We start from the raw sequence: 26430 nt of genomic DNA, 5'->3' as shown, positions 1-26430 counted from the left end.
ACCGCAAACCTTTCGCTAGTTACGCACAGTGTATCGCCTATACGATACACTTTAAACCGAAATCGGACGAAGGACCGCATGGACCAGCTCAGCCCAATCCATATCGCCTTCCTGCTGTATAACGACGTCACCCAGCTCGACCTGACCGGCCCGGCGCAAGTGCTGTCGCGGCTGGGCAATGCGACGATCGACTTGGTCGCGGCGACGCGCGGTCCGGTGGCCACCGACAGCGGCTTTTCGCTGCACCCCACCGCCACCTTCGCTGATGTGCCGCGCGCCGACATCATCTGCGTGCCCGGCGGCTTCGGTACCACCGCGGCGATGGAGGATTCGGCAACGCTCGACTGGATCGCCAGCGTCGGTACCGAAGCAAGCTGGGTCACCAGCGTGTGCACCGGATCGCTGCTGCTGGCGGCAGCGGGGCTGCTCGATGGCCGCCGCGCCGCGTGCCACTGGGCGACGCGCGAGCATCTGGCGCTGTTCGGTGCGATCCCGGTGGCCGAGCGGGTGGTGTTCGACGGCAATCGCGTGACCGGCGGCGGGGTGACCGCAGGCATTGATTTCGCCCTGGCGCTGATGGCGGCGATCCGCGGCGAGGAGCATGCCCGCTTCGTCCAGCTTTCGCTCGAATATGACCCGGCCCCGCCCTTTGATTCGGGTTCGCCCGAACGCGCTTCGCCTGAAACCGTCGCGAGTTATCGCACGATGGTGGCGCAGCGTGCGCCCGACCGCGCCGAACGCTTCGCCGCCATCGCGCGAAACCAAGCCGCACGCCGCGGGTTGTAGCAGCCAACTCGCAAATCATGAGGCTTTGCATGCTCGAGCTGAACGACGGCCGCGCCATTCCCCAACTCGGCTTCGGCACCTACAAGGTGCCGCAGGCGATCGCCGCACAAGTCGTGCGATCGGCGATCGATATCGGCTATAAGCTGGTCGACACCGCTGCGCTGTATGAAAACGAACGCGGCGTCGGCGAAGCCCTCGCGAGCATCGGCGATGTGTTCGTCACCACGAAATTATGGGCGAACATGCACGAGGATGCCGAGGGCGCGCTCGACCAGAGCCTTGCGCTGCTGGGCCGCGACAGTGTCGATCTGTACCTTATCCACTGGCCCGCACCCGGCCAGGGCAAGTTCGTCGAGGCCTGGAAGGGGCTGGTGCGGCTGCGCGACGCGGGCAAGGTCAAATCGATCGGCGTGTCGAACTTCCTGCCCGAGCATATCGAGGCGATCGTTGCCGCGACCGGGGTGATGCCCGCGGTCAACCAGATCGAGCTTCACCCCGATTTTCAGCAGCGCGAGGCACGTGCGTTCCACCAGCAGCACGGAATCGTCACGCAGAGCTGGAGCCCGCTCGGCCAGGGAACGACGATCAACAGCCCTGTAATCGCCAAGATTGCACAGAAACACGGCCGCAGCCCCGCACAGGTGATCCTGCGCTGGCATATCCAGCACGGGCTGGCGGTGATCCCCAAGGCTTCGGACGAAGCGCATATGCGCGACAATTTCGGCGCCACCGAGGGAATGCTCGATCCCGACGACATGGCCGCGATCGATTCGATGGACCTCGCCGATGGGTGGTTGGGGCCTGATCCACTGGCGCAGGGATAATCCCTTACCAGCCGAGGCGGGCGGCGGCGGCCTTCAGGTCTTCGACAAAGCGGGCCGATTCCTCCGCCGCTTGCGCGGGATCAGTGATACGCAGCAAATAGCTGGGGTGGACGGTGATCCACCCCTCACCGCCGTCCGCGAGCTCGATCGGCCGCCCGCGTTCGCGCTCGATCGTCACCGTTCGCCCAAGCAGCGAGCGTGCGGCGGTCGCGCCCAGCGCCACCGTCAGCCGCGGCGTCACCAGCATCCGTTCCTGCTCGACCCACCAGCGGCAGGCGTCGATCTCGCCCACCCCAGGCTTGGCATGGATGCGCCGCTTGCCGCGCGGCTCGAACTTGAAATGCTTGACCGCGTTGGTGACGTACACGCGCGCGCGGTCGATCCCGGCCTCAGCCAGCGCCTGATCGAACACCTGCCCCGCCGGGCCGACGAACGGGCGACCCGCCAGATCCTCCTGGTCGCCCGGCTGTTCGCCCACGAACATCAATTCGGCATCGACCGGCCCTTCGCCGAACACCGTCTGTGTCGCGGGCTTGTAGAGCGGGCAGCGGGTGCAGCCCGCCGCCTCGTCGCGCAGTGCCGCCCAGGCTCCCTCGATATTGCCGCCGGTCGCGGTGCGTGCGGTGTCGATCATACCACTCTCCCGCGCCCGCGCCCCGGCGATCAGTTCGCTCACCAGCGCGGTTTCGGGCATGTTTTTCCAGTATTTGCGCGGCATTTCGCGCAGCATCGCGCCCACCTTGAGCCGCGCGGGATTGAAGATCGACGCATAATAGGTCTTCCACACAGCCTCGATCGGGTCGCCATCGGGGGCATCTTCCCTGGTCGCAGGCGGCCCCTCGGTCAGCGTTTCGCAATCCCAGTGCAGCGACAATTCAGGCGTAAGGATCGACCACCGCATCGAGTTGAAGCGATCGACGAAGAACCGGGCATTGTGGCGAACGATATGATGCTCGGGTTCGAACCGCGCGACGAAGCGCGCTGTGCCGTCGTCGTCGGGCAATTCGCGGAAGCGGACAAAGGCGCGCATCTTGTGAATGTCACGGCGCACCGCCTTGGCCATCTCGTCGAGCCGGCGGCGCAGCCGATCGGCGCGATCGTCGATCAGTCCGGGCTGCTCGATCAGCCGGGTGAGCATCGTATACAGCAGCGCGAACCGTTCGGGATCGGCGTGCAGCACCACGCTGTGCGCCAGATCGACAAAGGCGCGCGACACGCGAAAACCGGGTGCGCCCTGGTCGGGGGCAGGCAACGCCGTGCCGCCAAACAGGTCGGTCGCCTGCGGTCCTACTTGCCACACCACTTGCGACGCCGGGAAGTTCCCCGCCACCAGCACGCGCGCGGCGTCGCGCCAGCCGTCGAAATCATCGGGCTGGGCCAGGGTGGCGACCCGCATCACCGGCGGGCGCTTGCCCGGCGATCTGGCGCGTTGCCCTTGGTCATGCGGCAAATAGTTCGAGCTGGGTCTCGCGCTTGGGTGCCACCAACGGCCGCAAATCGGCGCGATCGGACAGCGCCACCGGTCGCCAGCCATCGGCGATCAGGAACGGGCGGATCTTGGCGATCGACACCGTCAACCGAGCGACATCCTCAAGCGCGAGCCGCCGCCAGCGCCGCGCCGACAGGATCGAGTTCACCGCCTTCACCCCCAGCCCCGGCACTCGCAGCAAATCCTCGCGCGGGGCACGGTTGACGTCGACCGGGAAGCGATCGCGAAATTTCAGCGCCCAGGCAAGCTTGGGATCAATGTCGAGCGGCAACATCCCCGTCGCATCATCGGCGGCGGCGGCCACTTCATCGGGGCGATAGTCATAAAATCGCATCAGCCAGTCCGACTGGTACAGCCGATGCTCGCGCATCAAAGGCGGGCGCTGCAGCGGCAGTACCGCGCTGGCATCGGGGATCGGGCTGAACGCCGAATAATAAACGCGGCGCAGGCCGAAGCGGCCATAGAGCGACGCCGCCTTGCCGACGATATCGCCATCGGTCGCGGCATCGGCCCCGACGATCATCTGAGTCGATTGCCCTGCCGGCGCGAAGCGCGGCGCCGATTTATAGCGCTTCCTGGCATCGGCGGTATCGATGATCGCGGTCTTCATTTCGCCCATCGCATCCTCGATCCGCGTGGCGGACTTCTCGGGCGCAAGCCGGGTGAGGCCGCCGACGGTTGGCAGTTCGACGTTGATCGACACGCGATCGGCATGGAGCCCCGCCTGATGCACCAGTTCGGGATCGGCATCGGGGATCGTCTTGAGGTGGATATAGCCGCGGAAATCATGATCCTCGCGAAGCGATCGCGCGACCTCGACCAATTGCTCCATCGTATAGTTCGACGATCGAATGATCCCCGACGACAGGAACAGACCCTCGATATAATTGCGGCGATAAAAGCTGAGGGTCAGCGCAACGACTTCCTGCGCGGTAAAACGCGCGCGGCGGACGTTCGAACTCTTGCGATTGATGCAATAATGGCAGTCGAAGATACAGCTATTGGTCAGCAGAATCTTGAGCAGGCTGATGCAGCGTCCATCTGGGGCATAGGCATGGCAGATGCCCGAACCTTCGGTCGACCCCAGCCCCTTACCGCCCGAAGATTTACGCTTGCTGGTGCCAGAGGATGAGCAGGACGCATCATATTTTGCCGCATCGGCAAGAATGGCTAGCTTTTCGCGAGTGTCGAGTTGCGCCATCCGTTCTTTATATGTTCGCCGACTGCGACTGTCGAGCGGTAACCGTGATCGGTACGCGAACGGCGATACCCGCTTTAGGGAAGGGGGATCGCCTGTTCGGCCTGGCGGCGCTCGCGGCGGACCGCACGGTTGGTATCGGCCGCCTGCCCGGCACAGCCGATCATCCCGCCGATGCCCACCGCCGAACAACTGCCGATGCCCGAATCCCCGGCACGCAGCGTATCTTCGGATCGCACGGCCCAGGCGCGGTTTTCGGGCGTGATTTCGAGCTCGCGTAGTTCCTGCGGGATGCGGAAGCGCTCGGCCTCGCCCTTGCGGACGCAAACGACGATTTCCTCGCCATCGGCGTTGGTGGGGCAACGGTCATTGCCGAAAATCACCAACGTACCATTCTGCACCTGCGCCATCGCCGGGGCGGAAATCGCGGGAAGAGCAGCCGCTGCTGCCAGGATCATCCACTGTGCCATCACTCTCGCTCCTTTTGCCCCTCATAGCGCATAGCGCCTGGAAATCGCCTCAAATTCGCTTGGATGCGGCGATTGCTACCCGACAACCCGCGCGGATAATGGCGGTCATCAACGGGTAAGCGGGCGCGAGCTCGGCACCTGCGGCGAGCGCGGCTTCCTTGTGCTCGATCTCCTCGTCACGGAACTGCGAGACCTTGGCGCGCAGTTCGGCGTCGTCGATGCCGATTTTTTCGAGCTGCTGGCGATAATGTTCGTCAATCTCGGTCTCTACCGCGACGGTGCATGCCATCGCCGCTTCTGGGCCGATCGCGGCGGTCACGACGCCCAGTGCATAGCCCGCGCTGTCCCAAAAGGGCTGCAAGAGGGTCGGACGCACCCCCCGCTCGACGATCAGCTTGTTGAAATAGGCGCAATGCTCGTCCTCCTGCGCCGCCATGCCCGCAATCGCGCGCGCGGCGGGAACATGGTCGCCCATGATCGCCAATTGCCCGGCATAGATGCGGGTGGCACCATATTCGCCCGCCTGATCGACGCGGATCATCGTCTGCACCTGTTCGCGCCGGTCACCCGGCCGCCACCGCTTGGTCATCACTATCGTCTCCTGGTCAACAGCGCCAAGATGGCGACGGCACCCCCCAGCGAAAAGATGGCATTAAAGCCAGCGAGCGAGATACCGCCAAGCGTCCATTGCGCCACGTCACAGCGGATGATCGGCGCTTTCAGCAACGCTTTCAGAAAGTCGCCGTCGCCGGGGGCCACGCGCGCGGTGCAGGCGGTGATCCCCTCCCACCAGCCATATTCGACGCCGGCGTGAAACACCCCGATCGCGCCGCTGGTTGCAATGCCCAGCGCCGCCAGCACCACCAGCATTCGCCTGGCAGCGATGCCGGGCGCGACATAGGCACATGCCGCCAACAGAATCGCGGCATAATGCGGCCAACGCTGCCAATGGCACATCTCACACGGATACAGCCCGCCGATATATTGCGATCCAAGCGCCCCCGCCATCAGCACGGCGGGCAGCGCCAGCGCCAGCGCGCGGGCAAGGCGGAATGCGTTCATCGGTCGGTCCTGCCCGGTGGGTGTCAGCGCTTACCCGCGGGCCGCGCCTGCGCCACCTGCGGCGCGGGAGCCAGCCGGCCGATCGTCTTGAGCGCATATTGCAACTGGAAGTCCTTGACCCCCTGCTTCTCGAGTTGCTCGGCAGTGGCGGCAAAGCGCGGATCGGTCTTGTCGTCCTCCTCCAGCGCCTTGTTGTCGACCTTGGCCTCGTTGATCAGATGGCGGCGAAGATCGGCCTCGCGAAACACCGGGCGGGTCTTGTAATCGGGGTCGCTCAATTGCGGCACGATCAGGTCGGGCTCGATCCCGCCTTCCTGCACCGACTTGCCCGAAGGCGTATAATAACGCGCGGTGGTCAGCCGCAGCGCGTTCGATTCGCCCAACTGCAACAGCGTCTGCACCGATCCCTTGCCGAACGTCCGCTCACCCATGACGATCGCACGGTGATGGTCCTGCAAGGCGCCCGCGACGATTTCCGACGCCGAAGCGGTGCCGGCATCGACCAGCACGATGATCGGCGCGCCCTTGGTCAAATCACCCGGCCGGGCATAATAACGCTCGATATCGGTGCGCGCACGCCCGCGCTGCGACACGATCTCGCCGCGTTCCAGGAACGCATCCGAAACCTCGATCGCCTGGTTCAGCAGCCCGCCGCCGTTCGATCGAAGATCGACGATATAGCCGGTGGGCCGGCGTCCAAGCGACTTTTCGATCGCCACGATCGCCGCGCGAGTGTCGGCTCCGGTCGAGGCCGAGAAGGTGTTGATGTTGACGATTCCGATCCCGTCCTTCACCTCCCACTTCACCGGCTTTTGAATGATGATTTCGCGCGCCATCGTCAGTTCGAGCGGCTTGTCGCGGCCCGGTCGCACGATCGTCAGCGTCACCTTGGTGCCCGGCTCGCCGCGCATCCCCTCGATCGCCTTGTCGAGCGCCTCGCCAAAGATCAGTTGCCCGTTGATATGGGTGATGTAATCACCCGACTTGATCCCCGCGCGAAACGCCGGCGTATCCTCGGTCGGCGCGATCACCTTCACCGCGCCGTCTTCCTGCGTCACCGTCAGGCCGAGACCGCCGTAATTGCCCTCGGTCTGGATCCGCAGATTTTCAAAATCGAGCGCGTCGACATAGGAGCTATGCGGATCGAGCGCCGCCAGCATCCCCTGGATCGCGCCCTTCACCAGCACCTTGTTGTCGACGGTGTCGACATATTGCGATTTCACCTGGTTATAGACGTCCATGAAGACGTCGAGCTCGCGATAGCTGTTGGTGTCGACCTGCGCCATCGCGCCGGTGGCCAGCGGCACGAGCGCCAGCGCCGAAACCGCGGCGGTAACCTGAAGAAGCGGACGGGACATAAAAAACGCTGTCCTTTAGAAAGCACGATTGCTTCGAATGACAGGATAGCCGCAAGTCACGTGCCAAGCAAAGGCGATCGCAGATAAGCGCGCCGCGATGAACCAACGCTGAAAGCGCGGTCAATCGAGCAGCGGCACCATGTCGACCGGGCGACCGCGTCGGCGCAACTCGACCGTCACCGCCGGCTGGTCGCCGCCCGGGGCCTTGCCCAGCACCGCGCCCTGCCGCACCGCCTGTCCGCGCCGCACGGCGGTCGCGCCGAGGTTCGATACCAGGCTGGTCCAGCCATTGCCGTGATCGAGGATCACCACGCTGCCATAGCCCGGAAACGGCCGCGCAAAGGCGACCCTCCCCGGCGCGGGCGCTACCACCGCCGCGCCCTTGGCGGTCGTCAACGTCAGCCCCCGCGAGCGAACTCCCGAAGCCGACACTTCGCCAAGCCCGGTCACCACCCGCCCCCACACCGGCAGGCGATAGGGCGGCAACCCCGAGGCAGCCGGCGACGGCTCGGTCGCATCGGGGCGCGGCAATGGCCCCGGCAGCGCCAGCAGCCGCGCCTCGATCGCGTCGGCGGCGTCGATCCGTGCCATCTGATCGACGATGTCGCGCGCTTCCTCGCCCATCGCCAGCGCGCGATCCGATTCGACCAGCGCGCTTCGCCCCAGGTCGCGCGATCGAATCCGGCTGGCGGCTTCGAGCTCGAGCAGCGCCAGCCGTTCGCGCTCCAGCCGGACGCGGCCGTCGCGCAGCCCGGCTTCAGCAGCGGCGGCGCGGTCGCGCAGCGTGGCGGCGCGCGCGATCTCGGCGCGCACCCCGGCGCTGCGAGCACGTACCACCGGCACGATCGTGGCAAGCACCGCGCGCACATGCACCGCGTCGCGAGTCGATCCGGGCTGCAGCAACCCTAGCGCGGGGGGCCGCCGGGCAAAGGACTGCACCGCCGCGACCAATCGGGTCATCGGCGCACGCTGCGCATCGAGCCGGCGCTGCTGCCTTGCCACCAGCCCGTCGATGATCGCGATCCGCGCGCGCGCAGCGGCAATGTCCGCCTCGGCTGCCTGGGCGCGGGCCGCGACCGCCGCACGATCGGCGGCGGCGCGCGTCGCCGCGTCATTCGCCGCCTCCGCCTGACGATCCAGCTGGCCCGATCGCCGCTCGGCAGCGCGTGAGGCCTCGCTGGCGGCGCGCAATCGCTCGCGCTGCTGGGCAAGCGTCGCCTCCTGCGCCGCCATCGTCGTCGGCAACAGCAACAGCGCAGCGCAGATCGCAATGCCCAATGCGCGCATCGCTTCAGCCTTGGCGATGATAGGGGTGGTTGGCCAGGATGCTGGTCGCACGCCATAATTGCTCGGCCAGCATCCCGCGCGCCATCAGATGCGGCCAGGTCATCCGTCCGAACGCGATCAGCCAGTCGGCCTGCGAGCGCATCGAATCATCGAAGCCATCGGCAGCGCCGATCAGGAACCGGGTCTCGCGCACCCCAGTGTCGCGCCACCCCGACAACCGGTTGGCGAAATCGACCGATCCGGGCTGGTCGCCCTTTTCGTCGAGCATCACGATCCGGGTGCCGGGCTCGATCGCGGGCAGCTTGCCGCCGCGATCGGGCAATTCGGTGATCCGCGTCGGCCAGCCAACACGCTTCAGATAGCGATCGACCAGCTCGGCCTCGGCACCGCGGCCGATGCGTCCGCGCGCGACGATGTGAAGCAGCACCGGGCGCGCGGGCGGCGGTTCAGGCGGCCTGGTCGGTCGTCGGCAGCGGCGGCGCGTCGCCGAACGCCCACATCCGCTCAAGATTGTAGAAGCTGCGGACTTCGGGGCGGAACAGGTGGACGATGACGTCGCCTGCGTCGATCAGCACCCAATCGGCGGTCGCAAGACCCTCAACACGCGCGCGATAGCCGAACTCGGCCTTGATCTTTTCGGCCAGCTTTTGCGCCATCGACGCGACCTGCCGGGTCGACCGGCCCGAGGCGATGACCATGAAATCGGCGATGCTCGATTTGCCCGCCAGGGGGATCGACACCGTCTCCTCGGCCTGATCGGCATCGAGCGAGGCAAGGATCATCGCGTGCAGCGCTTCGGCTTCGTTAGGGTCCGATGATCGCAGCGCGGGGGTGGAAGTGGCCAATGTAGCTCCTAGAGACGTGCAGTGAAATGGCTGGGTCGCCGTTCGTTGCTGAAACGGCGATGCCAGGCGGGGTCAGCGGCGCGAATGCGGGTCGCCGAAGTTTGATCGGGGCGGAAGCGCAGCAGCACCAAGGCCGGCAATCTCCACTCGTCCCATTGCTTCGCCTGGCGTGCGGGCCGCACCGAGCGCCGCAGCCAGCCCATCGCTGGACTGGCGCGGGCATCCCCTTCATATCCCGGACGCGCGATTACCGCAATCGGAACCTCACGCGCGATATCGCGCCAGCGCCTCCATTGGTGGAATCCCGCCAGATTGTCGCCGCCCATAATCCAGATGAAACGCTTTTTGGGGTAGAGTTGCGGCAATTTCGCGATCAGATCGACGGTGTAGCGCGTCTTCAGCCGCCGTTCGATCGTGCTGACGCGGATCGTTGCCCGCCGCGCCATCGCCTGGGCCGACGCGACCCTGGCGGCGAACGGGGCCATATCGGTGGCCGCATCCTTGAGCGGATTGCCCGGCGACACGATCCACCAGACCTCGTCGAGCGCGAGCGCCCGGATCGCCTGCAACGCGATCCGCCGATGCCCGCGATGCGCCGGATTGAACGACCCGCCCATGAGACCGATTCGGGTCATTCGAATGGGGTACGCCAATCTTCCCGGCGGTGCCGGACCCGCAAGACTTCAACCGCCTCGTCGGTGACGCGATACAGCAAAAGATACGGGCTCCCCGAGATCGACCATTTGCGGACGTCTTTTTCCACCACTTCACCGGCATTGGGATAATCCGCGAGAAAGCGGCCGGCGCGAACCGCGTCTCTACCAACGCGATCGGCCATGTCGGGCGCGGTTTCGGCATAGAAGCTGTCGATCCGGTCGAAATCGCCTTGCGCCGGGCACGTCCATCGAACCTTCATCCCGCCGCGCGTTGCGCTATCCGTCCCTCGAACCAGTGTTCCATATCGTCCTGGCTGATCGTGTCGCCCCGGTCGGCGGCGTCGATGCCGACCTGGATGAATGCCAGATAGTCCGACTGGCTCTGCGCCGCGCGCTCGACGGCGCCCGCGATGAACTCGGCCTCGCTTCGCCCCAGTGCTTCGGACACCCGCCGCACCATCGCGTGCGTTTCCGCATCGATCTGCGTCGTGATCGTGACCGGCTTGTTCATTCCCTAAACCTACGCCTGCTACCGCCCGGCATCAAGGACGCACCTGGCCGGTGCCGCGCACCACCCATTTATACGTCGTCAGCCCTTCCAGTGCGACCGGGCCGCGCGCGTGCAGACGGCCGGTGGCGATGCCGATCTCGGCACCCAGCCCGAATTCGCCGCCATCGGCGAACTGGGTCGAGGCGTTCCACATCACGATCGCCGAATCGACCTGCGCCAGGAAACGCTCGGCGACTGCGGCATCGGCGGTGACGATCGCGTCGGTATGGTGCGATCCATGCGCCGCGATATGCGCGATCGCGGCGTCAACCCCGTCGACGATCCGCACCGCGAGGATCGCATCGAGATATTCGGTGTCCCAATCCTCATCATCGGCGGACAAGACACGAGGCTCGATCGCGCACGCTTCGGCGTCACCGCGCAGCTCGCAGCCGACATCGGCAAGCGCCGCCAATATCGGGCCGGGCGCAGCAAAGGCGCGGTCGATCAATAGCGTTTCGGTCGCACCGCAAATGCCGGTGCGCCGCATCTTGGCGTTGAGCGCGATCGCCTTGGCCATCGCCGGATCGGCGGCAGCGTCGATATAGCTGTGGTTGATCCCGTCGAGATGCGCGAGCACTGGCACGCGCGCCTCGGCCTGGACGCGCGCGACCAGGCTCTTGCCCCCGCGCGGCACCACCAGGTCGATCTGGCCATCGGCGGCGAGCATCGCACCCACAGCGGCGCGATCGGTGTCGCCGATCAACTGCACCGCATCGGGCGTGATCCCGGCAGCGCCCAGCCCTGCAACAAAGGCCGCATGCAGCGCGCGGTTGGTCTCGATCGCTTCGGACCCACCGCGCAGGATCGCGGCATTGCCCGCCATCACGCACAAGGCCCCGGCATCGGCGGTGACATTGGGCCGGCTTTCAAAGATGATCCCGATCACCCCGATCGGCACCCGCACCCGCTCGAGCACCAGTCCATTGGGCCGCTCCCGCCGATCGACCAGCGTGCCCACCGGATCATCGAGCGCCGCCACCGCTTCGACCCCGGCGGCGGTCGCTTCGAGCCGGGCAGGGTCGAGCCGCAGCCGGTCGAGCAGCGCCGGGGCCAGCCCATTGGCCTGGGCGCGCGCCATGTCGGTGGCATTGGCGTCGAGGATCACACCCGCAGCCGCACGGATTGCGGCGGCGGCGGATCGAAGCGCGGCGGACCGTGCCGCACTGGGCGATGCAGCAAGTATCCGCGCGGCTAGGCGCGCGCGCAGCCCAAGCGTTCGCATGCGCGCGGTCCAGTCGGTCTGGTCGGGATCGGTCGCCATCATCGTCTCCGCTGCGGGTATCTGGGCACTCGCGAAGCGCTGTATACAAGTGAAACGCCGCTCGTCGATCCTGGGGCTTGGGCTGGTCGGCTGATTCAGCAGGGGAAGCGTTTGCGCATGATCGCGTAGAAGGCATCCTTCATGCTGGTCGTGCGCGCCTGCGCCGGTGGGATCGCTTGGAGATCGGAGAAAAACGCCTTGCCACCCAGCGTCGGCGCGGAGCCGCCCTTGCTCGGGGGCGGACAACTGTCGGGTGTTCGACCGGCCTTGCGGGCTCCGTCGATATCGGCCCGATAGGCGGTTCCGATGGCTTTCATTTCGGTCTTGAGCATGCCGATATCGCGCGACCCGATCGCAAACAGCCCCTTGGCCTTGAGCGCCTTTACCTTGGCGAGGAACTCCTCGACAGTCATCGCGTGTACATTCGCCGGAGCGGCCATCAGGGCCAGAGCCAACATCAGTCCGAAAGCGCGCATATGAAAATCCCCGCCGGTTACCCGACGAGGATTGTCAATTATCAGCTGAATGCCAAGTGAATTAAGCTGGCTGCGGGGTTCCGAACGGCCCCTTTGGACGCCGAGTCTTGGGAATAGACGTTCCCGCGACCGCGACTGAGCTGTTCTTCGCTCCCGGTTCATCGCGATCAATATCCTCGCCCGCCATGATCCGCTTGATCTCGTCACCCGACAGGGTTTCGTATTCGAGCAGCGCGCCGGCAACGAGGTGGAGCTGGTCGACATGCTCGGTCAGTAGCTGCTTAGCCTTGTCATAGCCGCCCTCGACGATCGACTTGATCTCCTTGTCGATCAGCTGCGCGGTTTCGTTCGACATCGACACATTGTTCTGGCGCGAATAGCCGAGGAACACTTCCTCCTCGCCCTCCGAATACATCAGCGGGCCGATCTTGTCGGACATGCCCCACTTCGTGACCATGTCACGCGCCAGCTTGGTCGCATATTGAATGTCGCCCGACGCCCCCGACGAAACCTTGTCATAGCCGAAGATGATTTCCTCGGCGACGCGGCCGCCCATCGAGACCGACAAATTGGCGTACATCTTGTCGCGGTGATAGCTGTACGAATCGCGCTCGGGCAGGCGCATCACCATGCCCAGCGCCCGACCGCGCGGGATGATCGTCGCCTTGTGGATCGGATCCGATGCAGCCTCATGCAGCGCGACCACGGCGTGGCCCGCCTCGTGATAGGCGGTCATCCGCTTTTCGTCGTCGGTCATCACCATCGAGCGCCGCTCGGCACCCATCATTACCTTGTCCTTGGCTTCCTCGAACTCGAGCATCGCCACCAGCCGCTTGCCCTTGCGCGCGGCGGTCAGCGCGGCCTCGTTCACCAGATTAGCAAGATCGGCACCCGAAAAGCCCGGCGTGCCACGCGCGATCGTCCGTGCATCGACATCGGGGGCCAGCGGCACCTTCTTCATATGCACTTCGAGGATCTTCACCCGACCATCGATGTCGGGGCGCGGCACCACGACCTGGCGATCGAAGCGACCCGGCCGCAGCAAGGCGGGATCGAGCACGTCGGGACGGTTGGTCGCGGCGATGATGATGATGCCTTCGTTCGCCTCGAAGCCGTCCATTTCGACCAGCAGCTGGTTGAGCGTCTGTTCGCGCTCGTCATTGCCATTGCCCAGCCCCGCGCCACGGTGGCGACCGACGGCGTCGATTTCGTCGATGAAGACGATGCACGGTGCCGACTTCTTGGCCTGCTCGAACATGTCGCGCACGCGGCTCGCGCCGACGCCGACGAACATCTCGACAAAATCCGAACCCGAAATGGTGAAGAACGGCACGCCCGCCTCGCCCGCAATCGCGCGAGCGAGCAGCGTCTTGCCGGTACCCGGCGAACCCACCAGCAGCGCACCCTTGGGGATCTTGCCGCCCAGACGCGCGAACTTGGTCGGGTCCTTCAGGAACTCGACGATCTCCTCAAGCTCCTCGCGCGCTTCGTCGATGCCCGCCACGTCGGCAAAGGTGACCTTGCCTTCCTTCTGGGTCAGTAGCTTCGCCTTCGACTTGCCGAAGCCCATTGCGCCACCCGCACCCGAATTCTTCTGCATCTGGCGAAGCACGAAGAAGGCGATGCCAAGGAACAGCAGGAACGGCAGCGATTGATACAATAGCACCATCCAGATGTTCGGCCCTTCTTCAGGCCGAGCATTGATCGTCACGCCGCGCGTGCGCAGGCGCTCGATCAGTTGCGGATCGTTCGGCGTATTCGTGCGAAACCGCTCTGCGTTGCTCAGCACACCGGTGACGACGTTGGGCGCAACATTGACCTCGCGCACCGAACCTTCCTCGACCTTGTCCAGAAATGCCGAATAAGCGATCGTGTTGCCGGCCGACTGGCTGCTGCGGCCTTCGAACAGCGTCACGAAAAGCGCGAGTGCCAGCAATATGCCGACCCAGACCATCAGGCTGCGCATCCAAGGATTGCCGCCGCCGTTCTCCGGGCCTTGCTGCTTGTCGTTATCGTTCATGTGGCGAGATACCTTTCCTTGGATATCAAGATAGGCGAACGCGGGTTAATGGCAATGGAACAGCGCCGATCAGTGTCATCGAATGGACCAAGGGACAGGGTCAACCGCCGCGCCGCACCGGAGCGAGGGTAAAAAGCCAATGAATACCGGCATTGCCGCGATCGACCACGCTGCCCTTGACCACACCTAGCATCGCTGGGCGACCCGATTCGAGCAGGCGCACGAACCGGACCAGTGCTTCGCCCCGAATTTCGATGCCCGAATCGATCGCGCGCAGGCAACGTTCGACGACTCGGCGACGCAGTTCAAAGGGGGTGTTGCCGATGTCGAAACCGATGCTCTGCCCGTCGCGGCTGCAATCGCTTTCGAACAATTGGCGTGCGGTCCAGCCGAGCGCGTCATCGGCGTCGGCGAGCGCGCCAGCGCTGGATACCAGCCCGGCGACATCGAGCAGCGTATCGTCGCGCAATGCCTTTCGCAGCCGCGCGCGGTCATAGCGATGATCGACATTACTCGGATCGTCGACCGCGGCGATCCTGCAACCATGGACAATGGCCGCCAGGTCGTCACGCCGCCAGGACAACAATGGCCGAACGATCCTGCCGCCGCTTGCGCGAATCCCAGCCAGCCCGGCAACCCCCGACCCGCGGTTAAGGCGCATCACCAGGGTTTCGCGCTGGTCATCGGCGTGATGTCCGGTCGCGAGCCGATCGGCACCAATGCAGGTCATGTGCCGCTCGAGCAGCCCATAGCGCAGCGCTCGCGCGCGGGCTGATAGATTGGCGGTGCGGCCGACGCGCGCGGGTAGCGGGCCGGTCAGGATATCGTGCCGGATGCCGCGATCGGCGCATAATCGCGCAACAAAGGCAGCCTCGTCCGCCGATGCGCTGCGGATTCCGTGGTCGACCGTCGCGGCGTAGCAACGATCGACCAACACCGCATGGGCCAGCAACAGCAGCGCCACGCTGTCGGGACCGCCCGACACCGCCACCAGCAACCGCACGTCGTCAATCTCTACCAACCGAGCCAGATCGCCGCGAAACCGCGCGACCGCCCCGGCATCGGGCGTCAGCGTGTCAGCCGCATTTGGCAGCGGTGCGCGCCCTTGCCACGTCGGCGACCATGCTCGCCGCCATCCGATCGCTATAGACATCGGTCAGTTCGCCATAGACCTTGCACGCATCGGCAGGCTTTTTCAGCGCCACCAGCGCCTGTCCCAGATAGAACAGGCTATCGGGCGCCCGCTCGCCATCGGGCATCTTCTTGTAGTTTTCATAAAAGGCGATCGAGGCAAGGCTTGGCTTGCCTTCGTCGAGATAGGCTCGCCCCAACAGGTTCTGCGCGAAGCTGGCGCGCCGATGATTGGGGTGGGCAGCGACGAATTTCTTCAGTTCGGCCTGCGCTTCGGGATACAGCTTGGCCTGCCACAAGCGAAAGCCATAGGTATAGCTATCCTCGGCGGCATCGCCGGTAGCCGGGCGGGCCACTGCACTCACCAACTGCGCGCGGGCCGGATCGCGCGACGGCGCGGTCGCGGCTTCGGACACGGCAGGGCGGCTGCCCGAAGCCGCCGGACGAGTATCACCAGCCGCAGCAGCACCGGGTGCAGATGCCGGTGCCGGGGTCACCACCCCGCCGCTCTCCAGCGCCGCGATCCGCGCATCATTGGTCTTACGATACGCCTCTACCGCCTGCTCCATCTGGCGAAGACGGTATTCGCCCTGTTCGATCTGGCCGGTCATGGTCGCCAGTTGCGCCTCGAGCGCGTTCACGCGCGCGTTGAGATCGGCGACCGCGCTGGTGGCTGGCGTGCCGGGCAAGGATTGCGGCGTCACCGGCGCGGCGATCTGCGGTTCAAGCGTCTGGCCGGCACCGCCGGGAAACACCTTGCGCTGCACCGCGCGCATTTCGCGCTCCAGCCGGTCGATGCGCCCTTCGACGCCAGCCGTCGTCTGCGCCAGCACCGGCGGTGCCACGGTCAACATCGTCGCTGCCAACATCATCGTAATCGTCAGGCGCATCGTTCACCCCCCGGTGTCGTGATCGAAAGCAGCGTAGCTACACGCTGCACCCTATCACCAGCGTTAAGCATCGGGCGTCGTGGCCGATGAACGCGCGCGGAGCGCCTCTGCACTAAGCGCCACGTCCTTAATCGCACGACGACCATCGCCCAGCGGCGGCACCGCACTGCCATCAATCGTCACCGTCAATTGGTCGGGGCGACCGACATTGATCATCGGCCCTTCTGCCGCCATCGGCACGTCATAGCGCTCGCCAGGCTGAAGCGTTTTCATCAGCAGCGTCTTGTCGTTGGCGTCATAGACACGCACCCATACTTCGTCGCTGGCGGTGAGCGTCACCTGCCCAGCGCCTGTCGGTTGCACCGTTTCGATAGAGGCCGGCGGCGGGACCGGCGCGGTTGCGACGACCATCTCCGCAGGCGGCGCTTCCTCGGTTCGGAACAAGCCGGTGCCATACCACAGTGCAACACCGATCAGCAGCAGCACCGCCACCGCCACCCCGGCCAGCGCCAGGCCACGTGGCGGCACGCGCGCTGGATCGGTCAAATCATAGGGCTCGTGCCGCGGCACCGCTTCCCAGGTGTCGGCAATCTCGATGCGCAGATCGCGCGCGATCTCGACTTCATCGGCGCCGATCATGCGGGCATAGGCGCGGGTAAAGCCCATCGCATAGGTGATCGACGGCAGCGAAATATAATTGGATGCCTCGATCGCTTCGAGATGACGCAGCGGGATTCGGGTGCGCTGAGCGATGTCTGAAAGCGCCAACCCCTGGGCTTCACGCGCGAGACGCAGCCCCTCACCGACGGTGGTCGGGATTGGCGGGCGGATGGCGCCTTCGGCCTCGTCAGTCATCAATTTCTCCGGCGGAAGGGTTGCGACCCCGATGGCTCCCGCAATGCAGCGTCTCTAGCACGAGCCATAGGGTGTCAACGAGGGGGGAGACGTATCTTTTGTATGTTTTTCAGGCCAGTTCGACGCCTGATGCGTTCGCCCAGGCTTCCAGCATCGCGCGCAGATCGGCAGGCGGTGCAGAAAGCGCGCTCGCCAGCACCGGTCGCAGCGCCGCCAGATCGAGCGAGCGGATCATCGCCTTGACCGGCCCCACCGCCGCCGGCGTGATCGACAGCCGCTCGATGCCGATGCCGAGCAGCGCCATCGCCTCCAGTGGCCGCCCGCCCATTTCGCCGCACACCGCCACCGGCACCCCGGCGGCACGGCATGGCTCGATCACCCGGCGCAGAAAGCGCAGGATCGGCGTACTGAGCCAGTCATAGCGCAGCGCCAGCTTGGGGTGCGCGCGATCGGCGGCAAACAGGAACTGCGTCAGGTCGTTGGTGCCGATCGACAGGAAATCGATCTTGGGCAGCAGCAGATCGAGCACCTCGGCAAGCGCCGGCACTTCGAGCATCGCGCCATAGCGGATATCGGTCGGCAGCTTGCGCCCGCGCGCGACCAGCCAATCGCGCTGCTTTTCGAAGATCGCCTTGGCGGCATCGAATTCCCAGGGTTCGGACACCATCGGGAACATCACGTTGAGCGTCTTGCCCGCGCCCGCCTCGAGCAGCGCGCGCGCCTGCGCCTTCATCAGCCCGTCGCGTTCGAGCGCGAGGCGTAGCGCACGCCAGCCCATCGCCGGGTTCTCCTCGACATAGCCGTCGCCGTGATCGAGATAGGGCAGCGCCTTGTCGCCACCGATATCGACCGTGCGGAACACCACCGGGCGATCACCCGCGACGTCGAGCACGTCGCGATACAGCCGCTGCTGGCGCTCACGCTGCGGCAGTGTCGCCGATACCAGGAACTGGAATTCGGTGCGGAACAGGCCGATGCCGTCGGCGCCGGTCAGGTCGAGCGCGGCGGCGTCGTCGCGCAACCCGGCATTGACCATCAGCGTGATCCGCTGGCCGTCCCTGGTCACCGGCGGTTCGCCGCGCATCGCAGTGAAGGCGGCGCGGCGCTTCTGGCTGATCGCCAGCTTGGCGTCGAACGCCTCTTCCATCGCCAGCGACGGGCGCACCACCAGCGCTTCGGCAGGCACATCGAGCAGCAGCCGGTCGCCCTCGGCGATCAGCCGCTTGACGTCGCGGACGCGCCCCAGCACCGGAATTCCCATCGCGCGCGCGACGATCGTCACATGCGCGGTGAGCGAGCCTTCCTCGAGCACCACGCCCTTCAGCCGCCGACGGTCATATTCGAGCAGTTCGGCAGGGCCGAGGTTGCGCGCGATCAGGATCGAATCCTGCCGCAGCCCCATTTGTGCCGCAGTCCCCAATTGCCCCGAGACGATTCGCAGCAATCGGTTCGACAGATCCTCAAGGTCATGCATCCGATCGCGCAGCAGCGGGTCGCCGATCTCGCGCATCCGCATCCGCGTGCGTTGCTGCACCCGTTCGATCGCCGCCTCGGCGGTCAGGCCGCTGTCGATCGCTTCGTTGATCCGGCGTGCCCAGCCCTCGTCATAGGCGAACATCTTATAGGTCTCGAGCACCTCGTCATGCTCGCCGCCGACGCCGAAATCGGCCTGGTTGGACATGCGCTCGATCTGGTCGCGCATCTTGTCGAACGCGCCATAGACGCGGTGGCGTTCGGCTTCGGTATCCTCCGCCACCGTGTGCTCGATCGTGATCCGTGGCTGGTGAAACACCGCCGCACCCGCCGCCATCCCGTCGACCAGCTTGAAGCCGGGCACGCGCACCGGCGCGGTCGATTGCGGGCGAAGCGTCGTGCCGCCGGCGGGATCGATCAGCCCGGCATTGGCGATCAGTTCGGACAGCACCATCGCGACGGTCTGCAGCGCCTCGATCTCGATATCGGCATAGCGGCGCGGATCGGCATGCTGCACCGCCAGCACCCCCACCGCGCGTTCGCGGCGGATGATCGGCACGCCGGCAAAGCTGTGGAACTTCTCCTCGCCGGTCTCGGGACGATAGGCGAAATCGGGATGGCTGGCCGCCTCGTCGAGGTTCAGCGTCTCGACATTGCCCGCGATCGTGCCCACCAGGCCCTCGCCCAGCGCCAGCTTGGTGACATGCACCGCTTCCTGCGCCAGGCCGCGCGTGGCGAAGAGTTCGAGCACGCCTTCGCGCAGCAAATAGATCGAGCAGACCTCGCTATCGAGCGCCTCGCCGATGATATTGACCACCGCGTTGAGCTTAGCCTGAGCCGCGCTCCGCGCCGCCATCACATCGTGCAGACGGACAAGAATTTCGCGGGCGGAGGCGGCGGCCGAAACGGACATGGGCTACCGCTATCAGATTGCGCCAGCCAGCGCCAAGCCGTTCGGGATGATTGCGTTGCCTTAGCGCGCGGCGAACCATGGCCGGGCGCGCACCAGAATGCCGCTCCCCGCCGCCAATCGCTGCGGATCGAGGGTCAAGCGGCGCGTTTTTCCAGCGCCTGTGCTGCCTGCGCCATCAACGACGCGATAATCTCGGCAACCGGCTCCTCCTTGGTCACCATGCCGACCGACTGGCCCGCCATCAGGCTACCATGCTCGATATCGCCATCGACCACCGCGCGGCGAAGCGCGCCCGCCCAATAATGCTCGATTTGGAGCTGCGCCTCGGCCATCGCCACCTTGTCGGTGAGTGAATCCAGCGTGGCGGCGACTTCGCGCTGCTTGGCGATGAACAGGTCCGATCCGGCATTTTTGAGCGCACGCACCGGAATCACCGGCAGGCGCGGATCGACCTGGACGGTCGCGACCGCGTCGCGGGCCGATGCGCGCAGGAACGCCTGCTTGAAATTGGGGTGCGCGATCGATTCGGTGGCGCAGACGAAACGGGTGCCGAGCTGGACGCCCGCCGCGCCCATGTCGAGATAGCCCGCAATCGCCTCCCCGCGACCGATGCCGCCGGCGACGAACACCGGCACCTGATCGGCGATCTCGGGCAGCATTTCCTGCGCCAGCACGCTGGTCGAGACCGGACCGATATGGCCGCCGGCCTCCATCCCCTCGATCACCAGCGCATCGACCCCCGATTTGATCAGCTTCTTGGCAAGGCTCAGCGCAGGCGCGAACGCGATGACCTTGGCGCCGGTCGCCTTGATCGCCTCCAGGCTGCCCTTGGGCGGCAGGCCGCCAGCCAGCACGATATGCGTGACGCCGTGGCGCGCGCAGACGTCGATCAGCTCGAACAATTGCGGGTGCATCGTGATGAGGTTCACGCCGAACGGCTTGTCGGTGAGATTGCCGGTGGCGGCGATCTCGCGGTCGAGCAGTTCGGGAGTCATCGCGCCGCAAGCGACCACGCCGAAGCCGCCGGCGTTCGACATCGCGGCGACAAGGTTGCGCTCGCTCACCCACGACATCGCGCCGCACATGATCGCGACTTCGGAGCCGAGAAATTCGACGCCGCGCGCCATGCGGCGGGTGAGGCGGTCCTGACCGGTAGTCGTTCCGGTGGTTGCGGAGGGGAGGGTCTGTTCGATTACGGTGTCTGTCATGGCCTATGACATGCCCTCCCCTGGCCCCTCCCGCAAGCGGGAGGGGGATAATTACGCCGCCGCGACTTCGGGCGCGTCGAGGCCATAGGCGGTGTGCAGTACCCGTACCGCAAGTTCGGTATAATCCTCTTCGACCAGCACGCTCACCTTGATCTCGCTGGTGGCGATCGCGAGAATGTTGATGCCGCGCGCTCCCAGCGTTTCAAACATCGTCGCGGCGACACCGGCATGGCTTCGCATGCCGACGCCGACCACCGAAATCTTGGCGACGCGCGGATCGTGGATCAGCTTGGCATAGCCGATCGTCGCGCGCTCCTTGTCGAGCGTGTCGAGCGCGCGGGCAAGGTCGGCCTTGGGCACCGTGAAGGTAACATCGGTCGAGCCGGTCGAATGCGCGACATTCTGGACGATCATGTCGACATTGATGCCGGCAGCAGCCAGTGGGCCAAAGATCGCCGCGACCGCACCCGGCCGGTCGGGGACTTCGGCCAGCGTTACCTTCGCTTCGTTCTTGTCGTGCGCTACTCCGGTGATGAGCTGGCGTTCCATATCGTCGATCTCCTCTTCGCCCACGATCATCGTGCCGGGGCGGGGTGCCCCGTCTTCGCCGACGAAGGAAGAAAGCACCTGCACCCGCACCCCCTCCTTCATCGCCAGCCCGACCGAGCGCGTCTGGAGCACCTTTGCCCCGACGCTCGCGAGTTCGAGCATTTCCTCATACGTCACTTTTTGCAGTTTGCGCGCGCGCGGCACGATGCGCGGATCGGTGGTATAGACGCCATCGACGTCGGTGTAGATGTCGCAGCGATCGGCCTTCATCGCCGCCGCCATCGCCACTGCCGAGGTATCAGACCCGCCGCGCCCCAGCGTCGTCACCCGATTGGCATCGGACACACCCTGAAATCCGGGCACCACCGCGACGATCCGCGCGGCAAGGCTGGCGTTGAGCGCATCGGTTTCGATCTCGCCGATCCGTGCCGAGGCGTGGGCGTCCGACGTGTGGATCGGCAATTGCCAGCCGAGCCAGCTGCGTGCCGGCACCCCCGCCGCCTGCAACGCGATCGCCAGCAAGCCCGACGTCACCTGTTCGCCGCTCGACACCACCACGTCATATTCGCGCGGATCATACAGCGCCGATGCCTCGCGGCAAAAGCCGACCAGGCGATCGGTGTCGCCCGCCATTGCCGAAACGACCACCGCGACCTCGTGCCCGGCATCCCATTCGCGCTTTACCAGCGCGGCAACCGTGCGGATACGTTCGATGCCTGCCATCGAAGTGCCGCCAAATTTCATTACGATGCGCGCCATGCCGCCTTCAGACCCTCTTGGGAGCAATGGCGCGGACTGTTAGGAAAGCCGAATGACAAAGGCAATCACGATCGACCCCGCCGAAGCCGCGCATTTCGGCACGCTCGCCGCCGACTGGTGGAACCCCAAGGGCACATCGGCGATGTTGCACCGGCTGAATCCGGTACGATTGCGGCATATCCGCACGGCGATCGACGCGCATTGGGGATGTGAGCCCAACGACTATCAGCCGCTGCGGGGGCGAAGCGCGCTTGATGTTGGCTGTGGCGCGGGGCTGTTGGCCGAACCGCTGGCGCGGCTGGGTGCGGCAGTGACCGGGGTGGATGCAGCGCCCGAAAATATCGGCGCGGCGGCGGCGCATGCTGCCAGCGCCGGATTGGACATACGCTATCTGGCGGGCGAACTCGATTTGTTGGCGGGCGAGCGATTTGACCTGGTGTGTTCGATGGAAGTGATCGAGCATGTCGCCGACCCCGCCGGCTTCGTTCGCGGCTTGGCCGATGCGCTGGCCGATGACGGGCTGCTGGTGCTGTCGACGCCCAACCGCACCGCCTTGTCGCGGGTGGCGATGGTATCGGTGGCAGAGGGGTTTGGCATGATCCCGCGCGGGACGCATGACTGGAACAAGTTCCTGACCCCCGAAGAGCTGACCGCGCTGCTGGCGGCGGCGGGGCTGATGGTGACCGATACGCGCGGCCTGTCGTTCAGCGCGGCACGCGGCTTTGTGCTGAGCGACGACGTGTCGCTCGACTATCTGGTGACGGCGGTGCGCGCCGAGCCGACCGGCCCCGCATCGTTGCCGGTGGCTGCGGCCGGCACCTGAACCCGGCGGCGCTGCGGGCCGCCCCGCTGGCTTCAGAACAACCGGTTGCCGTCGGGCACCGGCTGATCGGGACGGACCAGCACCACCCGCCCGTCGGCATCGGGAAAGCCAAGCGTCAGCACTTCGGACATCATCGGGCCGATCTGGCGCGGCGAGAAATTGACCACTGCGGCGACCTGGGTGCCGACCAATGCCTCTGGCGTATAATGATCGGTGATCTGCGCCGACGAGCGTTTGATGCCGATCGCCGGGCCGAAATCGATCGTGAGGATGAAGGCTGGCTTGCGGGCCTTGGCAAATACTTCGGCGGCCAGGATCGTGCCGACGCGGATGTCGACGGCTAGAAACTGGTCGAAGCCGATCGTCGGCGCAGGCGGAACTTGGGTGGCGTCCATCGAGGCAGCATAACGCAGCGGCGGGTTGTCTGCACGGGCGAAGACGATAGGGGTTGGCGATGAACAGATTGGCGATCGGCATGGCAGCGACGATGCTGCTGACAGGATGTGCGGCGCGGCCGGCGCAGGATGCGCAGGGGACGTTCTTCGGGCGGTTGCAGGCTTTGTGTGGCAAGGCGTTTGCCGGGCGGGTGACGACCGATGATCCCGCCGATGCCGGCTTTGCCGACAAGCCGCTGGTGATGCAGGTTCGCGATTGTTCGGGGGATACCATTCGCATTCCTTTCCATGTCGGTGACGACCGATCGCGGACCTGGGTGATCAGCCGGACGCCGGGCGGGCTGCGGCTGAAACATGACCATCGCCATGCCGATGGCAGCGAGGATTCGGTGACCCAATATGGCGGCGACACCGCAGGGCCGGGCACTGCCACCTTTCAGTCCTTCCCCGTCGATGCCACCTCAATCGCGCTGTTCACCGCGACGGGGCGGACGGCATCGACCACCAATGTGTGGGAAGTCGAAGCGAGCGACACCATCTTCGCTTATGGGCTGCGGCGCGCCGACCGGCATTTCCGGGTGGCGTTCGACCTGACCCGCCCCGTCGCGGCACCGCCGCCGCCCTGGGGCCAATGAGGAGCAACACGATGGTACAGGCACGCTGGAGGGGCAAAGTGATCGCGTCGAGCGACGATACCGTAGTGGTCGAGGGCAATCATTATTTCCCCGCCGATTCGGTCGATCCCGCGCTGCTGAAAGCAAGCGCGACGACGAGCAACTGCCCGTGGAAGGGGACCGCGCAGTATCACACGCTGGTGGTCGACGGGGCCGAGAATCGCGATGCGGTTTGGTATTACCCCGAGCCAAAGGCGAAGGCGGCAGAGATCAAGGGGCGGCTGGCGTTCTGGAAGGGTGTCGAGGTGAGCGCGTGAGCGACAGTGGCGACTATGTCTATGACGAAGTCAGCGGCGAATGGATTGCGGCGGGGGCGGTTGCCTCTGCTGCGGCGGGCGATGACGGCGCGGTCGAGGTGCGCGATTCGGTGGGCAATATCCTTGCCGATGGCGACCAGGTGACGCTGATCAAGGATCTGACCGTCAAGGGTGCAGGCCAGACATTGAAGCGTGGGACGCTGATCAAATCGATCCGGCTGACCGGCGACGCGCAGGAAATCGACTGCAAGTTCGACGGGATCAAGGGGCTGGTCCTGCGTGCCGAATTCGTCCGCAAACGCTAAGCTGGCGGGGCGTCGCGAACCAGCGTAATATCGCGCCGGGGCCTCCCGCCTCTTCAGGAACCGATCATGGCCAAGGGCCAGAAAAAGACCAGCCGCGAGACGCGCAAGCCCAAGGCCGAAAAGCCACCCAAGCAAAACGCATCGAATCCGTCGACCAAGGGCAAGCCGGTGGGGCTCGACGCCAAGGGGTGAGGTTCGGGGGCTGAGGCTCCGGGGGCTAAGGCTTGGCGGTTGAGGGCTCGGGGGCGGCGTTGGCGGCGCGGAAAGCTACAAAAGCTACACTACGTACCCCCTGGATTCGCCCCTTCCCCGCCCGTTTCGCCGGTTGCCGCCCTGCCCGTGGCGACCGCCGCACGCAGCTCGGCAAGGTCGGATTCGGCGTCGTCGGCGCGCGTCGCCTCCTTGCCCCGGTCCTGGCGAATCCGGTCGTTTTCGGCGACCAGCTTTTCATGCGCCTCTTCGGGAGTGTCGGGCATGACGCAGCGGGCACCCGGCGACATCGGACGCCGGCCCGCGGGCGGATCGCCGAACGCCTCGGCATGCGCATCGTCGCTGAGCGCGATCATCGAATCGAGGAACCCCAGGGTCGCCGCCTCGGGGTGCCGACTGACGGACTTCACCTTGTCGATCCACGCGCCGTAGCGCATCGGATCGCGATAGCGCAGCAGGAACATCGCCAGCCGCTCGTCATAATAACGCCGCTCGCCGACCTGTTGCCCCTGATAAAAGACCGGGCGCGCGACGCCGTGGATCGCGCGCGACGTCACCGCGTCCGAAAGCTGCGCGACGGCGTGTTCGAGCGCCCAGCCCCAAGCCGCGCGAAAGCTGGCCGCCCTGGGATCGCCGCGCAGCCGATAGGCGGCGACCCGGTTCATCCCCACCGATTCGGCGGCCTGGGTGACGCAGCCGGTGGCGGCGAGCGCTTCGATGAAGTCGATCTGGCGATCGGGGGACCAGCCGTCGCTTCGTTCGCGCAACGGGACCGGATCGAAATCGGGCATGGCGTTCGCGGCATCGGCGGCGGGCGGCGATGGCGGCGCGGGCGGAATGGGGCGGCGAGCTTTTGGCATGGCGCGAGGCAAGCATGAATCGGGGGCTGTAGGACAGCGCGGGCGGGCGCGTGTTGGATGGAATTGGCGGCGGGTGTGGCGGCGGGGCATCCATCAAGGGGGTGCGCGGGTTTCGTCATGCCGGGCGCGACCCGGCATCCGGCCAAGCCGGTTACCGCTGCCGTCCTGCCCGAGGGGCGCGGATCGCGTGGACCCCGGATCAAGTCCGGGGTGACGAGGGGGGCGCTCGGGCATGGCGGCGGGGGATTGTGCTTTGTACGCGACAGCGTACATTGTTGGTATGGAAAGCCTGAGCATCTCCGAAGCGCGCGCCAATATGAAGGCGGTGGTCGATCGCGTCGTCGCCGACAAGGCCCCGGTGGCGATCACGCGCCAGCGCGGTGAGGGCGTGGTGATGATCTCGGCGAGCGAATGGGCGTCGATCGAGGAAACATTGTACCTGCTGCAATCGCCCGCGAACGCGCGCGCACTGATCGAATCGATCGCCGAACTCGACGCGGGCAAGGGCAGCGAGCGCGACCTGATCGCGCCGTGAAGCTGGTGTTTTCGTCGCGCGCCTGGGACCAGTATCTCGAATGGCAGGGCGACGATCGGCGCGGGTTGGAGCGGATCAACGCATTGCTAAAGGAATGCATGCGCGATCCCTTTCGCGGGACCGGCAAGCCCGAACCGCTGGGCGGCAATCTAGCCGGTTGGTGGTCGCGCCGGATCACCCGCGAGGATCGGCTGGTGTATCGGGTTACGGGTAAGGGTGACGGGCAGGCGTTGGAAGTGGCGCAGTGCCGGTATCATTATTGAGGAGGTGGGGGGCATTTGCGTCGATACCTCAGTTAATCCTTTTCG

32 protein-coding genes are annotated in these 26430 nt (G+C 65.7%); 9 read left to right on the top strand and 23 right to left on the bottom strand.

The features are described 5' to 3' along the window. Positions 1–78 precede the first annotated feature (78 nt). On the top strand, positions 79–786 hold the full coding sequence (locus QU44_RS05210; protein ID WP_033920649.1) for a DJ-1/PfpI family protein: 708 nt from the start codon (positions 79–81) through the stop codon (positions 784–786). A gap of 29 nt (positions 787–815) precedes the next feature. Continuing rightward, on the top strand, positions 816–1610 hold the full coding sequence (locus tag QU44_RS05205; protein ID WP_033920647.1) for an aldo/keto reductase: 795 nt from the start codon (positions 816–818) through the stop codon (positions 1608–1610). A gap of 4 nt (positions 1611–1614) precedes the next feature. Here QU44_RS05205 and QU44_RS05200 read toward each other — a convergent pair whose 3' ends face one another. The 21 genes from QU44_RS05200 to QU44_RS05100 all read right to left on the bottom strand — a co-directional run bounded on the left by QU44_RS05200 (position 1615) and on the right by QU44_RS05100 (position 22063). Then, positions 1615–3006, bottom strand: a complete 1392-nt coding sequence (locus QU44_RS05200; RefSeq protein WP_033920645.1) for a UdgX family uracil-DNA binding protein — start codon at positions 3004–3006, stop codon at positions 1615–1617. A gap of 43 nt (positions 3007–3049) precedes the next feature. After that, on the bottom strand, positions 3050–4300 hold the full coding sequence (locus QU44_RS05195) for a putative DNA modification/repair radical SAM protein (protein WP_033920644.1): 1251 nt from the start codon (positions 4298–4300) through the stop codon (positions 3050–3052). A gap of 74 nt (positions 4301–4374) precedes the next feature. Further along, the gene (locus tag QU44_RS05190; protein WP_033920643.1) at positions 4375–4767 is read right to left on the bottom strand and encodes a hypothetical protein; all 393 of its coding nucleotides are present in this window, start codon (positions 4765–4767) and stop codon (positions 4375–4377) included. Positions 4768–4816: 49 nt separating this feature from the next. Then, positions 4817–5356, bottom strand: coding sequence for a demethoxyubiquinone hydroxylase family protein (locus QU44_RS05185; protein WP_033920642.1), 540 nt, complete (start codon positions 5354–5356; stop codon positions 4817–4819). Positions 5357–5358: 2 nt separating this feature from the next. Next, a complete protein-coding gene (locus QU44_RS05180; RefSeq protein ID WP_033920641.1) occupies positions 5359–5829 on the bottom strand; it encodes a disulfide bond formation protein B in 471 nt (156 codons plus the stop codon). Positions 5830–5852: 23 nt separating this feature from the next. Continuing rightward, entirely contained in the window at positions 5853–7187 is a 1335-nt protein-coding gene (locus QU44_RS05175) for a S41 family peptidase (RefSeq protein ID WP_033920640.1), read from the bottom strand. A gap of 120 nt (positions 7188–7307) precedes the next feature. Then, positions 7308–8474, bottom strand: coding sequence for a murein hydrolase activator EnvC family protein (locus tag QU44_RS05170; protein ID WP_033920639.1), 1167 nt, complete (start codon positions 8472–8474; stop codon positions 7308–7310). A gap of 4 nt (positions 8475–8478) precedes the next feature. After that, entirely contained in the window at positions 8479–8901 is a 423-nt protein-coding gene (locus tag QU44_RS05165) for a 23S rRNA (pseudouridine(1915)-N(3))-methyltransferase RlmH (protein ID WP_033920638.1), read from the bottom strand. Positions 8902–8920: 19 nt separating this feature from the next. Beyond that, positions 8921–9256, bottom strand: a complete 336-nt coding sequence (rsfS, locus tag QU44_RS05160) for a ribosome silencing factor (protein ID WP_052134362.1) — start codon at positions 9254–9256, stop codon at positions 8921–8923. Between the two features lie 71 nt (positions 9257–9327). Continuing rightward, a complete protein-coding gene (locus QU44_RS05155) occupies positions 9328–9954 on the bottom strand; it encodes a nicotinate-nucleotide adenylyltransferase (RefSeq protein ID WP_033920636.1) in 627 nt (208 codons plus the stop codon). Continuing rightward, complete coding sequence (locus QU44_RS05150; protein ID WP_033920634.1) at positions 9951–10235, bottom strand: type II toxin-antitoxin system RelE/ParE family toxin; 285 nt, start codon at positions 10233–10235, stop codon at positions 9951–9953. Before QU44_RS05150 ends, QU44_RS05155 begins: the two co-directional genes overlap by 4 nt. Then, complete coding sequence (locus QU44_RS05145) at positions 10232–10486, bottom strand: CopG family ribbon-helix-helix protein (protein ID WP_033920632.1); 255 nt, start codon at positions 10484–10486, stop codon at positions 10232–10234. Before QU44_RS05145 ends, QU44_RS05150 begins: the two co-directional genes overlap by 4 nt. Before the next feature lie 31 nt (positions 10487–10517). After that, the gene (locus QU44_RS05140) at positions 10518–11792 is read right to left on the bottom strand and encodes a glutamate-5-semialdehyde dehydrogenase (protein ID WP_197054247.1); all 1275 of its coding nucleotides are present in this window, start codon (positions 11790–11792) and stop codon (positions 10518–10520) included. Between the two features lie 92 nt (positions 11793–11884). Continuing rightward, a complete protein-coding gene (locus tag QU44_RS05135; protein WP_231621620.1) occupies positions 11885–12265 on the bottom strand; it encodes a hypothetical protein in 381 nt (126 codons plus the stop codon). A gap of 61 nt (positions 12266–12326) precedes the next feature. Next, positions 12327–14285, bottom strand: coding sequence for an ATP-dependent zinc metalloprotease FtsH (gene ftsH, locus QU44_RS05130; protein ID WP_033920631.1), 1959 nt, complete (start codon positions 14283–14285; stop codon positions 12327–12329). Between the two features lie 100 nt (positions 14286–14385). After that, positions 14386–15438 carry a tRNA lysidine(34) synthetase TilS gene (gene tilS, locus QU44_RS05125; protein WP_081987867.1) on the bottom strand — a complete coding sequence of 351 codons (1053 nt, stop codon included), beginning with the start codon at positions 15436–15438 and terminating at the stop codon, positions 14386–14388. Continuing rightward, the gene (locus QU44_RS05120; protein WP_033920630.1) at positions 15362–16306 is read right to left on the bottom strand and encodes a tetratricopeptide repeat protein; all 945 of its coding nucleotides are present in this window, start codon (positions 16304–16306) and stop codon (positions 15362–15364) included. Before QU44_RS05120 ends, tilS begins: the two co-directional genes overlap by 77 nt. A 63-nt stretch (positions 16307–16369) precedes the next feature. After that, the gene (locus tag QU44_RS05115; RefSeq protein WP_052134349.1) at positions 16370–17161 is read right to left on the bottom strand and encodes a helix-turn-helix domain-containing protein; all 792 of its coding nucleotides are present in this window, start codon (positions 17159–17161) and stop codon (positions 16370–16372) included. A gap of 109 nt (positions 17162–17270) precedes the next feature. Beyond that, positions 17271–19547, bottom strand: a complete 2277-nt coding sequence (ptsP, locus tag QU44_RS05110) for a phosphoenolpyruvate--protein phosphotransferase (RefSeq protein WP_033920629.1) — start codon at positions 19545–19547, stop codon at positions 17271–17273. Positions 19548–19681: 134 nt separating this feature from the next. Further along, complete coding sequence (locus QU44_RS05105) at positions 19682–20674, bottom strand: NAD(P)H-dependent flavin oxidoreductase (protein WP_033920628.1); 993 nt, start codon at positions 20672–20674, stop codon at positions 19682–19684. Between the two features lie 132 nt (positions 20675–20806). Next, positions 20807–22063, bottom strand: coding sequence for an aspartate kinase (locus tag QU44_RS05100; RefSeq protein WP_033920626.1), 1257 nt, complete (start codon positions 22061–22063; stop codon positions 20807–20809). A 52-nt stretch (positions 22064–22115) separates the two neighbouring features. Here QU44_RS05100 and ubiG point away from each other — a divergent pair, with 52 nt between their 5' ends. Continuing rightward, on the top strand, positions 22116–22886 hold the full coding sequence (gene ubiG, locus QU44_RS05095) for a bifunctional 2-polyprenyl-6-hydroxyphenol methylase/3-demethylubiquinol 3-O-methyltransferase UbiG (RefSeq protein WP_052134348.1): 771 nt from the start codon (positions 22116–22118) through the stop codon (positions 22884–22886). A 32-nt stretch (positions 22887–22918) separates the two neighbouring features. Here the strand turns inward: ubiG and QU44_RS05090 are convergent, their stop codons facing one another. Then, positions 22919–23281 carry a tRNA-binding protein gene (locus tag QU44_RS05090; RefSeq protein ID WP_033920625.1) on the bottom strand — a complete coding sequence of 121 codons (363 nt, stop codon included), beginning with the start codon at positions 23279–23281 and terminating at the stop codon, positions 22919–22921. Positions 23282–23340: 59 nt separating this feature from the next. Here QU44_RS05090 and QU44_RS05085 point away from each other — a divergent pair, with 59 nt between their 5' ends. From QU44_RS05085 to QU44_RS18850, 4 genes are all read left to right on the top strand, one after another. Beyond that, positions 23341–23916: a hypothetical protein gene (locus tag QU44_RS05085; protein ID WP_033920623.1), complete on the top strand. Its 576-nt coding sequence runs from the start codon at positions 23341–23343 to the stop codon at positions 23914–23916. An 11-nt stretch (positions 23917–23927) separates the two neighbouring features. Next, entirely contained in the window at positions 23928–24212 is a 285-nt protein-coding gene (locus QU44_RS05080) for a DUF427 domain-containing protein (RefSeq protein WP_033920740.1), read from the top strand. Further along, complete coding sequence (locus tag QU44_RS05075; RefSeq protein ID WP_033920621.1) at positions 24209–24517, top strand: alkylphosphonate utilization protein; 309 nt, start codon at positions 24209–24211, stop codon at positions 24515–24517. The genes QU44_RS05080 and QU44_RS05075 overlap by 4 nt, the downstream gene beginning before the upstream one ends. A 66-nt stretch (positions 24518–24583) precedes the next feature. Then, on the top strand, positions 24584–24709 hold the full coding sequence (locus tag QU44_RS18850; protein WP_265548805.1) for a hypothetical protein: 126 nt from the start codon (positions 24584–24586) through the stop codon (positions 24707–24709). An 89-nt stretch (positions 24710–24798) separates the two neighbouring features. Here QU44_RS18850 and QU44_RS05070 read toward each other — a convergent pair whose 3' ends face one another. Beyond that, on the bottom strand, positions 24799–25587 hold the full coding sequence (locus QU44_RS05070; RefSeq protein WP_052134347.1) for a hypothetical protein: 789 nt from the start codon (positions 25585–25587) through the stop codon (positions 24799–24801). 280 nt (positions 25588–25867) lie between these two features. Between QU44_RS05070 and QU44_RS05065 the strand changes: the two genes are divergently transcribed. Beyond that, positions 25868–26122 carry a type II toxin-antitoxin system Phd/YefM family antitoxin gene (locus QU44_RS05065; RefSeq protein ID WP_033920619.1) on the top strand — a complete coding sequence of 85 codons (255 nt, stop codon included), beginning with the start codon at positions 25868–25870 and terminating at the stop codon, positions 26120–26122. Further along, positions 26119–26385 (top strand): Txe/YoeB family addiction module toxin, encoded by a 267-nt coding sequence (locus QU44_RS05060; RefSeq protein WP_033920617.1) that lies wholly within the window; start codon positions 26119–26121, stop codon positions 26383–26385. The genes QU44_RS05065 and QU44_RS05060 overlap by 4 nt, the downstream gene beginning before the upstream one ends. The last annotated feature ends 45 nt before the right edge of the window (positions 26386–26430 follow it).

It is taken from the genome of Sphingomonas sp. 37zxx, assembly GCF_000786205.1.
Taxonomy (GTDB): Bacteria; Pseudomonadota; Alphaproteobacteria; order Sphingomonadales; family Sphingomonadaceae; genus Sphingomonas.
Note: the sequence above shows the minus strand (reverse complement) of the source record. Positions and strands in the feature narration are given on the sequence as shown.

What these genes read in the sequence shown, in the direction of transcription:
- QU44_RS05210 (WP_033920649.1), top strand. Translation starts at nt 79, where the DNA reads ATGGACCAGCTCAGCCCAATCCATATCGCCTTCCTGCTGTATAACGAC.
- QU44_RS05205 (WP_033920647.1), top strand. Translation starts at nt 816, where the DNA reads ATGCTCGAGCTGAACGACGGCCGCGCCATTCCCCAACTCGGCTTCGGC.
- QU44_RS05200 (WP_033920645.1), bottom strand. Translation starts at nt 3,006, where the DNA reads ATGCGGGTCGCCACCCTGGCCCAGCCCGATGATTTCGACGGCTGGCGC.
- QU44_RS05195 (WP_033920644.1), bottom strand. Translation starts at nt 4,300, where the DNA reads ATGGCGCAACTCGACACTCGCGAAAAGCTAGCCATTCTTGCCGATGCG.
- QU44_RS05190 (WP_033920643.1), bottom strand. Translation starts at nt 4,767, where the DNA reads ATGGCACAGTGGATGATCCTGGCAGCAGCGGCTGCTCTTCCCGCGATT.
- QU44_RS05185 (WP_033920642.1), bottom strand. Translation starts at nt 5,356, where the DNA reads ATGACCAAGCGGTGGCGGCCGGGTGACCGGCGCGAACAGGTGCAGACG.
- QU44_RS05180 (WP_033920641.1), bottom strand. Translation starts at nt 5,829, where the DNA reads ATGAACGCATTCCGCCTTGCCCGCGCGCTGGCGCTGGCGCTGCCCGCC.
- QU44_RS05175 (WP_033920640.1), bottom strand. Translation starts at nt 7,187, where the DNA reads ATGTCCCGTCCGCTTCTTCAGGTTACCGCCGCGGTTTCGGCGCTGGCG.
- QU44_RS05170 (WP_033920639.1), bottom strand. Translation starts at nt 8,474, where the DNA reads ATGCGCGCATTGGGCATTGCGATCTGCGCTGCGCTGTTGCTGTTGCCG.
- rsfS (WP_052134362.1), bottom strand. Translation starts at nt 9,256, where the DNA reads ATGATCCTTGCCTCGCTCGATGCCGATCAGGCCGAGGAGACGGTGTCG.
- QU44_RS05155 (WP_033920636.1), bottom strand. Translation starts at nt 9,954, where the DNA reads ATGACCCGAATCGGTCTCATGGGCGGGTCGTTCAATCCGGCGCATCGC.
- QU44_RS05150 (WP_033920634.1), bottom strand. Translation starts at nt 10,235, where the DNA reads ATGAAGGTTCGATGGACGTGCCCGGCGCAAGGCGATTTCGACCGGATC.
- QU44_RS05145 (WP_033920632.1), bottom strand. Translation starts at nt 10,486, where the DNA reads ATGAACAAGCCGGTCACGATCACGACGCAGATCGATGCGGAAACGCAC.
- QU44_RS05140 (WP_197054247.1), bottom strand. Translation starts at nt 11,792, where the DNA reads ATGATGGCGACCGATCCCGACCAGACCGACTGGACCGCGCGCATGCGA.
- QU44_RS05135 (WP_231621620.1), bottom strand. Translation starts at nt 12,265, where the DNA reads ATGCGCGCTTTCGGACTGATGTTGGCTCTGGCCCTGATGGCCGCTCCG.
- ftsH (WP_033920631.1), bottom strand. Translation starts at nt 14,285, where the DNA reads ATGAACGATAACGACAAGCAGCAAGGCCCGGAGAACGGCGGCGGCAAT.
- tilS (WP_081987867.1), bottom strand. Translation starts at nt 15,438, where the DNA reads ATGTCTATAGCGATCGGATGGCGGCGAGCATGGTCGCCGACGTGGCAA.
- QU44_RS05120 (WP_033920630.1), bottom strand. Translation starts at nt 16,306, where the DNA reads ATGCGCCTGACGATTACGATGATGTTGGCAGCGACGATGTTGACCGTG.
- QU44_RS05115 (WP_052134349.1), bottom strand. Translation starts at nt 17,161, where the DNA reads ATGACTGACGAGGCCGAAGGCGCCATCCGCCCGCCAATCCCGACCACC.
- ptsP (WP_033920629.1), bottom strand. Translation starts at nt 19,547, where the DNA reads ATGTCCGTTTCGGCCGCCGCCTCCGCCCGCGAAATTCTTGTCCGTCTG.
- QU44_RS05105 (WP_033920628.1), bottom strand. Translation starts at nt 20,674, where the DNA reads ATGGCGCGCGGCGTCGAATTTCTCGGCTCCGAAGTCGCGATCATGTGC.
- QU44_RS05100 (WP_033920626.1), bottom strand. Translation starts at nt 22,063, where the DNA reads ATGGCGCGCATCGTAATGAAATTTGGCGGCACTTCGATGGCAGGCATC.
- ubiG (WP_052134348.1), top strand. Translation starts at nt 22,116, where the DNA reads ATGACAAAGGCAATCACGATCGACCCCGCCGAAGCCGCGCATTTCGGC.
- QU44_RS05090 (WP_033920625.1), bottom strand. Translation starts at nt 23,281, where the DNA reads ATGGACGCCACCCAAGTTCCGCCTGCGCCGACGATCGGCTTCGACCAG.
- QU44_RS05085 (WP_033920623.1), top strand. Translation starts at nt 23,341, where the DNA reads ATGAACAGATTGGCGATCGGCATGGCAGCGACGATGCTGCTGACAGGA.
- QU44_RS05080 (WP_033920740.1), top strand. Translation starts at nt 23,928, where the DNA reads ATGGTACAGGCACGCTGGAGGGGCAAAGTGATCGCGTCGAGCGACGAT.
- QU44_RS18850 (WP_265548805.1), top strand. Translation starts at nt 24,584, where the DNA reads ATGGCCAAGGGCCAGAAAAAGACCAGCCGCGAGACGCGCAAGCCCAAG.
- QU44_RS05070 (WP_052134347.1), bottom strand. Translation starts at nt 25,587, where the DNA reads ATGCCAAAAGCTCGCCGCCCCATTCCGCCCGCGCCGCCATCGCCGCCC.
- QU44_RS05065 (WP_033920619.1), top strand. Translation starts at nt 25,868, where the DNA reads ATGGAAAGCCTGAGCATCTCCGAAGCGCGCGCCAATATGAAGGCGGTG.